Raw genomic sequence first — 12,231 nt, forward strand, 5'->3', positions numbered from 1 at the left:
TGGTGGCCGGGTGATGGCTGAGTATGAACAAGACCTTGAGTCGAACTCAAGAGCGCTGAGCTATCGAGTGTCACTCGGGCGAATTGAGCACCGCCAGGCTCATGCTGATGAACTCGAGGTTGTTGTCCAGCGGCCAGAGTGCGGCGCGGATGTTGTCGGCCACCTCGACAGAGCCGCGTTGCTCGACCCAATTGGACAATTCCTCGATCGCTGCTCCCAGGGCGAGCTGGTTCTCGTTGAGCTTGGTGAGTAGGGCAGGTAACAGGTCAGTGTTGGGCATGTTCAGGCGCGTCCTGTGGTGTACTCATTTAATTTTGGAAAGATCGAGAGTCCAGACTGGTTCCTCAGGCTTGGTAGACCGCTTCTCCGGTGGGCCTACAATTGCCGCTACGGTGACGCAGGGCCACCCACTGACCTTTATGGTGTGCCTGATGTTGTTCTGCTTAAGGTTGTTGATCTGCCCGGCCTTCAAGTGTGATCCAGTCAGTTCGCAAACTTCTTCATGGGTGAGGAATTCGATCATACGTGGCGCTCTGATTTCGGTGAGTAGTGAAGTGGTGCGCTGATCGGCTTGATCAGGCCCGACCCTGGGTGTGACGTGCGAGGCGGCCTATGGTGCGGTGGTTACTGGGTATTGACCCAGCTCATTCACGGGTTTTCTTGCCAATCGTTCTGACGGAGCCCAGGGGGGATTCTGACGCGCGTGCATCGTCGACTTTCTGTTGACTCCAGGCCAGTACCTCGGACTTGATCCAGGCCACGGAGCGGGCGCCGAGTTTAATCTGCTTGGGGAATGTCCCCTCGTTTGCCATCTTGTAGATGGTAGTGGTCTTCAGGCCGACGAGTCTCTTTACCTCGGGCAGGCGGATAAACTCAATTGATGGGTTTTCTTGCGGGGTGTTCATGGACTCCTCCTATTTGCAAGGCGTTCACGTCATTCGACAGCTGATCATCTTGTTGTGCTGTTCCCTGGCCCCAGGCGTTCATCGGTGAAGCGGCTCACTGATCTGCTTGACCAGGCCCGAGCCCAGGACGTGAAGTGCGAGGTGGCCTATAGTGTGCAGGTTGTCGGGTGTTGCTCCGGCTCACTCACGGACTATTTTGCCAATCGCTCTGTCGGAATCCATTGGGGATTCTGAGGCTCGTGCCTCGTCTACCTTTTGTTGATTCCAGGTCAGTACCTCTGACTGGATCCACGCTACGGCTTGTATACCCAGCTTGATCTGTTTGGGAAAGCGGTCTGCGGCCACCATACGGTAGATTGTCGCGGTGCTCAGCCCAGTGAGCCTCTTCACTTCTGATAGGCGGATAAACTCGACTGGCGGCTTTTCTTGAGGATGTTCCATATGTTCTCCTCTAAACGGGGCATTCACTGCACCTGAGACTTAATCAGTGTCGGAGGCGCCCGCCTCTTCCGCCCGACCTTCGGCACCTTGTTCTCCCCGTCGCGGCATGCCCGCAAAAACTCCCGCACGTCATCCTTCAGCCAGCAATGCCTGGCCCCCATCTTGAAGCTCTTGGGCAGCCAGTCCACGCCGCGGCGGATCCCCTCCCTAACCGACGCTTCAGTTCGTCCGAGCATTTTCCCCAAGCCTGCTACGTATACGACTTCGCACTCATCTTCCATAAGTTCTCTCCAGAGTTTACGAGAGGGCTAGCACCACTACTGATGAGCGTAGTAGTCAGGCGAGTCCATTTCCCCTTGCGCACCAAATAATAGGCCCGGTGCTTCAGATACATGTACGCCGGCAGATGCTGGTCTTTCTTTCGGGCGCGTATTCTCAATCCTCATGCAAGCCGGAGTTCCGGCTCCTTCTTCAGTTGAACCCCGCCGAGGCGCCCGAGTACAACCTGGCGCAGGACCTTGGGTTTACCGTACCCATCAATCGCAAATCCGTATTTCTCCGCCCGTAACCATTTGATTTGGGCGTAGGTCTTCACGTAGCCGGTTAGCTCGGCCACTTCTTCTGCTGTCAGAAACATAGTAGAGCTCCATGCCGCCCCAATGGCGGCACAAGGTGGTTATTTGGTTTATTTGGGTCTGATCTGAAGTAGCTTGTCCAGTTCGCGTTCTGCTTGAGCTGCAGATCTTGATCCGATGTGCTCGGATTGCTTGCTGGAGTTAGGGGCGTGGCATTTGCGGTTTTGGCGTGGTTGTCCTGGCGCAACGCTTGCATCAGCCTCTGCATCGATCATGGATTGGAGTCTTTCAGCGTGAACCCTCAATGGCCCGAAGCTTCGCACGCAAGGGATTCGCCCCTCTTTTGCCAGGCGATAGGCTGTCGTTCGACCAATGCCCAATAAATCTGCTGCTTCGGTAATCGATATCAGGGTCATGACCGTCCTCCGCAGATTAAGTGGTGTTACAGGATAGCGCAGCCGTCACCGTCTCTTATTCACCTTAGCGCTTGCTCAGCCCCCTTACAGTAAGTTTTTACAGTCGTGATCTCGTGTTTCGGCCGGCCAGCCTGGAATCCATTAATTTATGGCGGCTCGCGTACCAGGCTGACCGTTATCAAGATCAAGCCTTCCCAATTCCTGCCGCGGTCAGGGCAAGTACAAGGTCTACGATGGGCTGGCGCGGTACATGTCTGCGGGCAGGGGGACTTGGGTGAGTGGCTCTTGAGACTAAATTGCTTTTGCAAAACCCTCTCGTAACTTATTGATTCTTATAGAGTGAAATGGTGCTTTTTCGACTTGGCTGATTTTTATGTTTTTCTATAAAAATCATAAAGTTAACTTGTTTCTCCCGGCAACCTTGACATGGTGGGGGTCGTTGGTTCGAGTCCAATCGCGCCTACCAAATAAAATCCGCTCTGCTGGGCGGTCAGGAAGGGTCAACCGAAAGGTTGGCCCTTTTTTGTTTTTCGGGTGTTCACTAAAAAATACGCATATTCATAGGCTTAGCGGAAAGAAAAGGGGTTGACAGCCTTTCGGAAATCCGTAGAATGCCGCCTCACAGCAGGCACGTAGCTCAGTTGGTTAGAGCACCACCTTGACATGGTGGGGGTCGTTGGTTCGAGTCCAATCGCGCCTACCAAATAAAATCCGCTCTGCTGGGCGGTCTAGAAAGGGTCAATCGAAAGGTTGGCCCTTTTTTGCGTCTTGCGTTTGGCGGGCGGGCTTTTTCCCAGGGCGTTTCGGCTGCATGGTGGGATATCAATGATTCGGTTACTGGCAGTCTCCGGCAGCCTCAGGGTCGCCTCTTCAAACTCCTCGTTGCTTCGCGCTGCCGAGAGGCTCAGTCCGCAAGGAATGTTGATCCAGCATTATCTGGACGTGGGGCAGTTGCCACATTTCGATCCGGACCTGGCTGACACGCCTCCGGCAATCGTTTTGGCGCTGCGTGAGCTGATCGGTCGGGTAGATGGCATTCTGATTTCTTGCCCTGAGTACGCACGTGGCATTCCAGGGTCGTTCAAGAATGCGCTGGATTGGCTTGTCGCCAGCCACGAGTTTCCTGGCAAGCCGGTGGCCCTGTTCAATGCATCGCCACGGGCAAGTCATGCGCAGGCGGCGCTGAGGTTGGTGCTGGAAACGATGTCGGCGAATATCGTCGAACCAGCGTCGATTACGATAAATCTGCTGGCAAAAGACATGGATGAAGCGAGCATTGCGGCGGATCCCCTGATTGGCCGGCAAATCGTTTCAGCCCTTGATGCATTCAAGAGCTGGATCGATTTTGAGGTTGCTTAGCCGGTTGCAGTGATCTCAGGCAACTGCACGACCGCCGGCATCGGCGGTCCGACATGATAACCAACTGACCTGTTCCATTTTGAGACGCCACTCTCAGGTCGATGCGCAAGCCGCGATCAGCATTCTGTCTCGTTCTGGGTCGAGTGACCTATCAGTCATTATTTTTCGGTGACATTGAAAAGCCATATTGACCCATTGTCGGACAATCTGTAAATTGCGCCGCCTGTGTCAAGGAGCGACAAAAATGGCTAACGGAATAGTCCAGCCTGCCTGTTTGTGTTTGTTCAATAAATTTCTGATCAATTCTCATTCTCGTCAAACCACTGTTCTGACGCAGGATGCGGCTGCCTCGATCAATCATGCCGAGTTGCTCGACCGCGTTGGACGGGTGCGCAGTGTGCTGCGCCACCGTGGCCTCCAGCGTGGGCAGGTGGTGGCCATTGCCTTGGCGTCCGGCTTCGACGTGTTGTCGATGATCCTGGCAGCTTGGGCCGAAGGCTTGGCCATTTCCCTGATCCCCCATGAGTGGGGTGGGGCGTCCGGCAAGTCCGATGACGGTCGTTTGAGCGCCATGCTCGAGCTGATCGAACCGATCCTGATTCTCGGCGGTGAGCCTGTTCAACAGCAGTTGCCCCATGAATGGGCGAGCCGGTTCCTGACCGATGTCGCGTTGGGCGAAGCGCTGGGTACCGTGCAAGCGCTGCATGAGCCGGCGCGTTGTGTCCCCGCCGACCTGGCCATTTTGCAGTTCACTTCCGGTAGCACCGGTGCGCCCAAGGCCGTGTGTATCAGCCAGGCGATGCTCAGTGCCAATTGCCAGGCGATTGCCGAACGTGTCGCCGTCACCCCGCAGGACCGGATGGTCAGTTGGCTGCCGTTGCACCACGACATGGGCTTGTCGGCGATCACCCTCGCCTGGTGGTGTGGCATCGATCTGGTCCTGATGCCGACGCGTGAGTTTTCCCGTCAACCGCTTGCCTGGTTGCAGGCGCTGTCGCGCTACAAGGGCACCTTGTCACCCGCGCCGACCTCGGCCTTTGCCTTGCTCAATCGTCTGGCGGGACGTGTCCGTGACGGTGAACTGGATCTGTCCGCCTGGCGTTACGCCTGGGTCGGCGCCGAGCCGGTCTTCCATGACCATCTGCGGCAGTTCGAAACCGCGTTCGCGCCTCATGGCCTACAGTCCGGGGTGGTGCAACCAGCCTATGGCATGGCCGAAGCCGTGGTGGCGGTTTCCCTCAATCCGCCGGGACAGCAGTTGCGTGTTCGTTGGCTGGATACCCGCGCCTTGCATGCCCTCGGAGAAGTCATCGAACTGAGCGAGGGCGCGCCGGGTGCCGCTGCTTACCTGGGGAACGGCGAGGTGGTCGATGGGGTCGAGTTGCGCATTGCCGATGAGCACGGGCTCGCATTGGGTGAGGGCAGCCTGGGCCATATCGAAATTCGCGGGGCTTCGGTGATCGGCCAGTACCTGAAGGTCGAGCCGGTCCGCCGCCAGGACAGCGACTGGTACAGCACCGGTGACCTGGGCTTTCTGCTCGACAACGAAATCTATATCACCGGGCGCACCAAGGACCTCATTACCCGTGCTGGCGTCAATGTCAGCCCGCAGATCATCGAATGGGCCCTTGAAAGCACACTCGGACTGGCCGCCGGTTCGGTCGCCGCCTTTTCCTGCATCGACAGCCGTCTGGCCAGGGAGAGTGTGGTGGTGGTCATGGCCAGCAACGCACTGGCCGGGCGCGAGCTGGACGATCTGCGCCGTGAGGTGGCCCGTACGGCGGTCCGCCATGCGGGCGTCCAGGTCGATGAACTGGTGCTGATCCGGCGCGCGGACTTTCCCAGGACCACCAGCGGCAAGATCCAACGCCAGGCCTTGTGTCGACGCTATCTCGGCGGCGAATTGAGCCCTGTTGGCGCGACCCCGAGCCCTCTTTCCATCTAACCCACTTAGCCGCATGGATTGCCTGCGTGCAAGGAGCACCTGTGTTCGACGTTATCTGCCAGACGATTCGTAGTCTTTCGCTGCAAGGCATTCTGCCAGCCCATCTGAACAGCATGCCGTTGCAACCCGACGACGCCTTGCTCGACCTCGGGCTGGATTCCCTCAGCCAATTGACCTTGCTCTCCGAGTTGCGCGGGCGCCTGGAGGTCAGCCTTCCGTCTGATCTCCTCGACGGCATGACGACCTTGCACGAGTTGGCGCAAATGCTTGAAGGGGCGAATGTGTTCGACCTGTCTCCGGCCATCTGAGGGGGCACGAACATGTCCAGTCTTTCCAATAAAGCGGCTAGCTGGTTCGTCAGCGCCAGGGCCGACACCCTGGCCATCCTGATCGGTGGCCCGCTGATTTCCGTGGCCTTGTTGCTGGCGATCCTGCACGGCCCGGCGTTTCTGATCGGCGCCTTGCTGTTCGCCCTGTTCCTGGATATCCCCCATGTGCTGCACACCCATGTGCGGCTGCTGGCCGAGCCGCTGGAGTACCGACGGCACAAGGTGCGTTTCTGGACCAGCCTGGGGCTGATCAGTGCCCTGTGTCTCGGGCTGTATGCGTTCGGTGCCTTTGCCTGGCTGGTGGCGATCTGGGTGTACTGGCAGCCGTATCACGTGTGCAAGCAACACTTTGGTGTGGCCGCGCTGTATGCGCGCAAATCCGGCTACCAGCACTCGACCGCGCCGATCCGTACGATGGTGCTGGCCGGATTCGCCGCGCCGCTGCTGTACCGGATCAGTCACGGCGGCTTTCATTTCGGCGACTACCAGCTCTTCGGACAAGCGCTGCCCTTTGCCAATATCACCATCCCCACGCCACCGATTGATCCGATCTGGGCGGTCCTGGCCTATGGCGTGTTCGCCGTCGTGACCCTGCGGTTTATCGGCATGCAATGGCGCCAGAGTCAGTGTGGCGAGGCCTTGCCCAGGTTCGTGCTGGTGATGCTGGCGGTCTCGCTGGGGCTTTACAACGCGGCCTACCTGCTGGTGGGTGATCTGTACGCGCTGATCCTGATCGGCACCAGTATCCACGCCTTGCAATATCACCTGGTCTGCACGTCGACCGTGCAGGCCGGCTTGCGCAGAACCCGCGAACAGCCGGTACCGGCAGGTCTTCTCGGTGCGGGCCATCGCTGGGTCAGGCAGATGGGCGAGCGGCCCTGGATCTGGTTCGCCAGCCTCGGGATGGCCAGCCTGTTGGTCCTGAGTCTGGAAATGCCTTCGGTCGGGCTGCTGCCCTTGATCGTCGTCCTCCACCACTTTTATCTGGACGGTGTGATTTGGAAGCGTCCTTGAATCGCAGGCCGACAGCGCCCGGGCGAGGTGAGCGCGGCTTTATCGAGGCCCTGCGGCCGCTGGTCGACGACCTGCGCCGTCATCAGGCCTGGCGTTACTGGCTGGACTTCGGTGTGAACATCGCGGCGTTCTGGGTGGCGTTGTCCCTGCTGGAGATCGTCGGCCCGTGGCTTCAGGCCGGGTGTTACCTGGTGGCGGTGTTCACCCTGTATCGCTGCGCGATGTTTATCCATGAACTCAGCCATATGCCCCGGCGTGCGGTGCGCGGATTCAACCTGGCGTGGAACCTGGCCTGTGGCATCCCCCTGTTGCTGCCGTCGTTCCTTTACCTCAGCCATATGGACCATCACACACTGGCGCGTTACGGCACGCGCCAGGACCCGGAGTACCTGCCGTTCGAACGGCGTTTCGCCAGCAGTATGGCGACCCTGGCACTGGGCACATTGCTGACCCCGTTGTTGCTGTGGGTGCGCTTCGCCCTGGCAGGCCCGCTGTCCTGGTTTGTGCCGGCGTTGCGGCGTGTGGTGGTCGAACGCTACAGCGCCGTGACCTTGCATGCCGCCTACCGCAACAACCCGGCGCGGCTGTCCGCCAGCCAGGCTTATAACCGCCTGCTCGAAGGCTTGACCTGCCTGTATGCCTGGGCACTGGTGGCCACTGCGGGCACTGCCTTGCTGCCCTGGAGCCGGATCGGCTGGTTCCTCGCGGTGATCTACGGGGTGCTGTTCATCAATATGTTTCGCACCTGGCTGGCGCACCGATATGCCTCGCCCGGTCATCCCGTTTCGTTGCAATGGCAACTGAGCGACTCCGCCACCCATGCCCGCCAGGGTGGCTGGATCGAGTTGTTCGAACCCTTGAGCCAGCGTTATCACGCGATGCACCACCTGTTCCCGGCGTTGCCCTATCACGCCCTCAAGACCGCCCATGAGCGGGTCATGGCGGCAGACGGCGTGGCCGCCGACCTGTACCGGCAGACCGCCGCGGCGCACCTGGCGCCGACTTCCACTCCTTACCCGACAGAGAATCCTTCATGAGCCGCTGGCAAGAAATCAGTCCCTTCGAACAGCATGTCAACCCGGCCATCGGTGAGTTGATCCGCCGGGTTGGGCTCGACAAGACCTTTGTCCGGGGTGAGGGTTGCTATCTCTATGACGCGGCGGGGAAGGCCTATCTGGATTTCCTCGGCGCCTATGGAGCGCTGCCTTTCGGTCATAGCCCGGATGCGTTGCTGGCTGAGCTGGCGAGCTTCCAAATCAGCCGTGAGCCGATCTTCGTCCAGCCATCCTGCCTGGCGGCCAGCGGCCGGTTGGCCCAACGCCTGCTGGAACTGGCGCCGGGCCAATACCGCAGCGTGACCTTCCAGAACAGCGGCGCGGAAACCGTCGAGGCGGCGTTGAAAGCCTGTCTGGTGAAGACCGGTCGCAAGCGCATCCTGTCGACCCATCAGAGTTTTCATGGCAAGACCCTGGGCGCGTTGTCCGCCACCGGTTCGGATAAATACCAGGAAGGCTTCCAGGCACCGCTGCCGGGGTTCGACTTTGTCGACTACGGCGATATCCAGGCCATCGAGGCGCAATTGCAGCGCTATCCGGGTGCCTACGCGGCCATCATCGTCGAACCGATCCAGGGCGAGGGCGGCATCAACCTGCCGCCGGCCGATTACCTCCAGGCTGTTCGCGCGGCCTGTGATCGTCACGGTACGTTGTTGATCATCGACGAAGTGCAGACCGGGCTCGGGCGCACCGGCAAGCTCTTCGCCAGCGAAGGTGTGCAGGCCGACTGTCTGCTGCTGGCCAAGGCCCTGGGCGGTGGGGTCATGCCGATCGGTGCCTGCCTGCTGGCGGAGAGCGCCTACAGCGAAGATTTCCAGAACCGGCACTCCTCGACCTTCGGCGGCAATACCCTGGCCTGTCGCATCGGCCTGAAAGTATTGGACCTGTTGCGCGACCAGCCCGAGTTGCTGGACGGCGTCCGCGACAATGGTGCCTATCTGCTGGAGCAACTGCAGGCGCTGGCGCAGCGTTACCCGACGTTTATCCGCGAGGTGCGTGGTGCCGGTTACCTGATTGGCATCGAGTTCACCCTCGACCGCAGTCACTACCCGCAATTCCATGGTGGTTTCACCGGCATCATGGGCGAACAGGAAAGCCTGGTCCCGGTGCTGGCCAGCTACCTGTTGAATGTCGAAGGCGTACGCGTGGCACCGACACTCAATGGCGCCAGTGTCATGCGCGTAGAGCCGCCATTGATTGCCGGACGTGCCGAGTGCGAACACTTCCTGCAAGCCCTGGCGCGGACCCTGCAACTGGTGGCTGAAGGACGCACCGGCACATTGCTCGCTCACCTGCTGGAGGCCGAGGCCGGTTTCCCTGGTGCCCGTGGCCTGCCTTTACATGTGGCACGTTTTGACGAGCCGGTCGCCGACAATCATTTCGCCTTTATCCTGCATCCGCTGGAGTTGGAGAACTACGCCGAGTTCGATGAAAGCCTCATTCATTACTCGCGCCATTCCCTGCAACTGCTTGAGGATCGCCTCAACCCGCTGCTCGATCCGTTTTTCGTCTCCACGGTCGAACTGACCTCTCCGGCCACCGGGCGCAAGGTCAGCGGAGACCTGATCATGGTGCCGCGTTCGGCGGCGCAGATGGCGGCGATGCCGGTGGAAGAGTCCTGTGCCCTGATTGGCCAGGCCATCGACATGGCCAAGGGGCGCGGAGCCAAGTTGGTGGGCCTGGGCGGGCATACCTCGATCGTCACCGGTGGTGGCCTGCGCCTGTTGGACAAAGGCATCCCCCTGACCACGGGCAACACCTATACCTTGCTCACCGCGGTCGAAGCCGCCTGTCGCGCGGTGCACCTGACGGGGCGGCGCATGCAGGACATGCGTGTCGCGGTGATCGGAGCCACGGGCAGTATCGGTTCGGCCATCGCCCGGTTGATCGCCGGCCAGGCCGGCCAGCTGACCCTGGTCGGCAATCCCAAGAGTGCACGCTTCAATACACCGCGTTTCGCCTCGGTGATTAGCCAGTTGGTGGCCTATGGCGCGCAGAGCGTGGCGGCAGAAGGCAGTGTCCTGGCGCGGATTGCCCAGCGTCTGGAGGGCCAGGATACCGCTGAGCTGGGTCGCGCGCTGCTGGACGAAAACGGCAGCCGGACGCCGCTCAAGTGGAGCAACGATGTCCACTCGTCATTGGCGGATGCCGACCTGGTACTGATCGCCACCAACAGCGCCGAGCGTTTCATCAGTGCTGACGATATTGCTGTCGGCACCATCCTTTGCGACATCTCGCGGCCGGCCAATGTCAGCCAGGACATCGCCGCTCGCCGGCCCGATGTGCTGGTGCTCGATGGCGGCATTGTCGAGATGCCGGGCGCTGCACGATTGGGCTCGCGCTACGGGATCCCCGACGACCTGGCCTACGCTTGCATGGCCGAGACCATGATGCTCGCCCTTGAAGGCGAGTGGCGTCATGCGAGCCTCGGGCTGGACCTGAGCAATGAGGACCTGGAGCTGATCGAAGGCCTGGCGGGGCGCCACGGCTTCAAGCTGGCGGGCTTGCGCAGTTTCGACAAGGCCCTGGACCCGCAGGCCTGGCAGCGTTACGCCGAACGTTTCCAACCGGTTGCCGAACCCATCTGAAGAGAGAGCACCTCACATGCCCGTATTGGAAAAGACCACGTTGATCAAGGGGCGCAGTTGCGCCGAAGTGTTCGATTTTTGCCTGGAAGGCGCCAACTTTCCGAAAATCTTCCCGGAGCGGGTCACGCCACTGGGCAAGATCGATATCGCCGACCTGCGCATCGAGCAAGGCCGCGAGTTTCGCTTCCGGCACTGGATGTTCGGTTTCATCCCGGCCAACTGGACCGTGCGTATTCGCGAGGTCAAGGATAACCAGCACTTCATTGACGAGATGATCAAGGGACCGCTCAGTGCCTTTCGCCATGAGCATCGGGTGGAGGCCGCCGAGGGCGGGACGCTCTACACCGACCGGGTCACCTACCGGGCCATCGGTGGTGCATTGCTGGAGCGGTTGTTCGTCAATGACTACATGAACCGCATCTTCGATGCGCGCCATCGCAACATGCAACAGCTGTTGGACATCGTATGATCGCCGTTCAAGTCGTCGACAGCGCCAAGCGCCTGAAGCAGTTCATCGAGTTGCCGTTCCGGCTGTATGCCAATGACCCGCTGTGGATTGCGCCTTTGCGCAGTGACATGAAACGCATGCTTTCGCCACGGCACAACCCGTTTTTCCGCGAAGCCGAGATCGAGCATTTCCTCGCCGTGGATGCTCAGGGGCAGGTGCAGGGCCGGATCAGCGTGAGTATTCATGCCGCCTACAACGAGCGATTTGGCGATGAGCACGTGTTCTTCGGTTTCTTCGAGGTCGCGCAGGATCCCGCGGTCGCCCGTGCCTTGTTCGACGCCGTCGGCAACTGGGCCAAGGTGCGTGGCAAGTCGCGCCTGCTGGGGCCCTACAGCTACACCTCGACCCAGGACGCGGCGCTGCTGCTGGAGAATCTCGACGGCCGTGCGCCGACGCTGCTGCAGACCTACAACCCGCTCTGGTATGCCGACACCCTCAAGCACCTGGGTTTTGAACTGGCCTTTACCTTCAGCACCTACGGTGTGACCACCGAGGAGTACCGGGTACGACGCAAGGCCAGCCGCAGTGACCGGGTGATGCCGGGCAGCCAGTTCAGTGTGCGCACCGCCACCCGCGCTGATTTGCGCGGCAACCTCGACGAAATCCGCTGCCTGTTCAACAGCGCCTTCGCCGCGAACTACGAAGTGGCGCCGATTTCCACGGCGAGCTTCAAGTTCCAGATCGACAGCATCAAGACCTTCATCGACCTGGAGGGCATCAAGCTGATCGAACTCGAGGGCCGCGCCGTGGCGTTTTTCCTGATCCTGCCGGACCTCAACCAGATCCTCGACAAGCTCAAGGGCAGCTTCGGACTGTTCGACCTGCTCAAGCTGGGCCACTACAAACGCAGCGTCGAGGGTGCGGTGATCGCACTGATCGGCGCCGATCCCACCGTGCAGGGCAGTGGCCTGGGCCGGCTGATCGGCGAGGAGATCGTGCGTTATGCCGAACCACGCTTTAGCCGCGTGGACACCATGTGGATCGATGACCGCAACCCTTCCAGCTATGTGCTGGCGCGCAACCTGGGCATGCGTCGGACCAAACGCTATGGCGTTTTCGGCCTCGATCTCGTTGAACCATCGCTCTGAAACGGAGT

15 protein-coding genes and 1 tRNA gene are annotated in these 12,231 nt (G+C 60.2%); 9 read left to right on the forward strand and 7 right to left on the reverse strand.

Annotation, left to right across the window (positions count from 1 at the left end; translation table 11 throughout):
• Positions 1–70: 70 nt before the first annotated feature.
• The 6 genes from HX866_RS04165 to HX866_RS04190 form a co-directional block, all read right to left on the reverse strand.
• The gene (locus HX866_RS04165; protein ID WP_100942795.1) at positions 71–280 is read right to left on the reverse strand and encodes a hypothetical protein; all 210 of its coding nucleotides are present in this window, start codon (positions 278–280) and stop codon (positions 71–73) included.
• 24 nt (positions 281–304) lie between these two features.
• Positions 305–523 carry a DUF4224 domain-containing protein gene (locus tag HX866_RS04170; RefSeq protein ID WP_177138204.1) on the reverse strand — a complete coding sequence of 73 codons (219 nt, stop codon included), beginning with the start codon at positions 521–523 and terminating at the stop codon, positions 305–307.
• 121 nt (positions 524–644) lie between these two features.
• Entirely contained in the window at positions 645–905 is a 261-nt protein-coding gene (locus tag HX866_RS04175) for a helix-turn-helix transcriptional regulator (protein WP_177138205.1), read from the reverse strand.
• Between the two features lie 180 nt (positions 906–1,085).
• Positions 1,086–1,346 (reverse strand): helix-turn-helix transcriptional regulator, encoded by a 261-nt coding sequence (locus tag HX866_RS04180; RefSeq protein WP_177138207.1) that lies wholly within the window; start codon positions 1,344–1,346, stop codon positions 1,086–1,088.
• Between the two features lie 442 nt (positions 1,347–1,788).
• The gene (locus HX866_RS04185; RefSeq protein WP_177138209.1) at positions 1,789–1,983 is read right to left on the reverse strand and encodes a DUF4224 domain-containing protein; all 195 of its coding nucleotides are present in this window, start codon (positions 1,981–1,983) and stop codon (positions 1,789–1,791) included.
• 48 nt (positions 1,984–2,031) lie between these two features.
• Complete coding sequence (locus HX866_RS04190; RefSeq protein WP_177138211.1) at positions 2,032–2,337, reverse strand: helix-turn-helix domain-containing protein; 306 nt, start codon at positions 2,335–2,337, stop codon at positions 2,032–2,034.
• A gap of 626 nt (positions 2,338–2,963) precedes the next feature.
• Between HX866_RS04190 and HX866_RS04195 the strand changes: the two genes are divergently transcribed.
• Together HX866_RS04195 and HX866_RS04200 are read left to right on the forward strand one after the other, a co-directional pair.
• Positions 2,964–3,040 (forward strand) — tRNA-Val (locus HX866_RS04195).
• 122 nt (positions 3,041–3,162) lie between these two features.
• Positions 3,163–3,696, forward strand: a complete 534-nt coding sequence (locus HX866_RS04200) for an NADPH-dependent FMN reductase (RefSeq protein ID WP_177138213.1) — start codon at positions 3,163–3,165, stop codon at positions 3,694–3,696.
• A 151-nt stretch (positions 3,697–3,847) separates the two neighbouring features.
• Here the strand turns inward: HX866_RS04200 and HX866_RS34650 are convergent, their stop codons facing one another.
• Positions 3,848–4,105 (reverse strand): hypothetical protein, encoded by a 258-nt coding sequence (locus HX866_RS34650; RefSeq protein WP_371316780.1) that lies wholly within the window; start codon positions 4,103–4,105, stop codon positions 3,848–3,850.
• On the opposite strand from HX866_RS34650, the gene HX866_RS04205 reads away from it, so the two are divergent.
• From HX866_RS04205 to HX866_RS04235, 7 genes are read left to right on the forward strand one after another with little or no spacing between them, the layout of a single operon-like run.
• A complete protein-coding gene (locus tag HX866_RS04205; RefSeq protein WP_371319217.1) occupies positions 4,064–5,641 on the forward strand; it encodes an AMP-binding protein in 1,578 nt (525 codons plus the stop codon). The two genes, HX866_RS34650 and HX866_RS04205, sit on opposite strands and share 42 nt — an antisense overlap.
• 41 nt (positions 5,642–5,682) lie before the next feature.
• Complete coding sequence (locus tag HX866_RS04210) at positions 5,683–5,949, forward strand: phosphopantetheine-binding protein (RefSeq protein WP_177094208.1); 267 nt, start codon at positions 5,683–5,685, stop codon at positions 5,947–5,949.
• 12 nt (positions 5,950–5,961) lie between these two features.
• Complete coding sequence (locus HX866_RS04215) at positions 5,962–6,984, forward strand: hypothetical protein (protein ID WP_177094210.1); 1,023 nt, start codon at positions 5,962–5,964, stop codon at positions 6,982–6,984.
• Entirely contained in the window at positions 6,981–8,021 is a 1,041-nt protein-coding gene (locus HX866_RS04220; protein WP_177094212.1) for a fatty acid desaturase family protein, read from the forward strand. Before HX866_RS04215 ends, HX866_RS04220 begins: the two co-directional genes overlap by 4 nt.
• Positions 8,018–10,627 carry an aminotransferase class III-fold pyridoxal phosphate-dependent enzyme gene (locus tag HX866_RS04225; protein ID WP_218179637.1) on the forward strand — a complete coding sequence of 870 codons (2,610 nt, stop codon included), beginning with the start codon at positions 8,018–8,020 and terminating at the stop codon, positions 10,625–10,627. The genes HX866_RS04220 and HX866_RS04225 overlap by 4 nt, the downstream gene beginning before the upstream one ends.
• A gap of 16 nt (positions 10,628–10,643) precedes the next feature.
• Entirely contained in the window at positions 10,644–11,096 is a 453-nt protein-coding gene (locus HX866_RS04230; protein WP_177104925.1) for an SRPBCC family protein, read from the forward strand.
• The gene (locus HX866_RS04235; RefSeq protein ID WP_177094216.1) at positions 11,093–12,223 is read left to right on the forward strand and encodes a hypothetical protein; all 1,131 of its coding nucleotides are present in this window, start codon (positions 11,093–11,095) and stop codon (positions 12,221–12,223) included. Before HX866_RS04230 ends, HX866_RS04235 begins: the two co-directional genes overlap by 4 nt.
• The last annotated feature ends 8 nt before the right edge of the window (positions 12,224–12,231 follow it).

This window comes from Pseudomonas gingeri, assembly GCF_013386165.1.
Classification (GTDB): Bacteria; Pseudomonadota; Gammaproteobacteria; order Pseudomonadales; family Pseudomonadaceae; genus Aquipseudomonas; species Aquipseudomonas gingeri_C.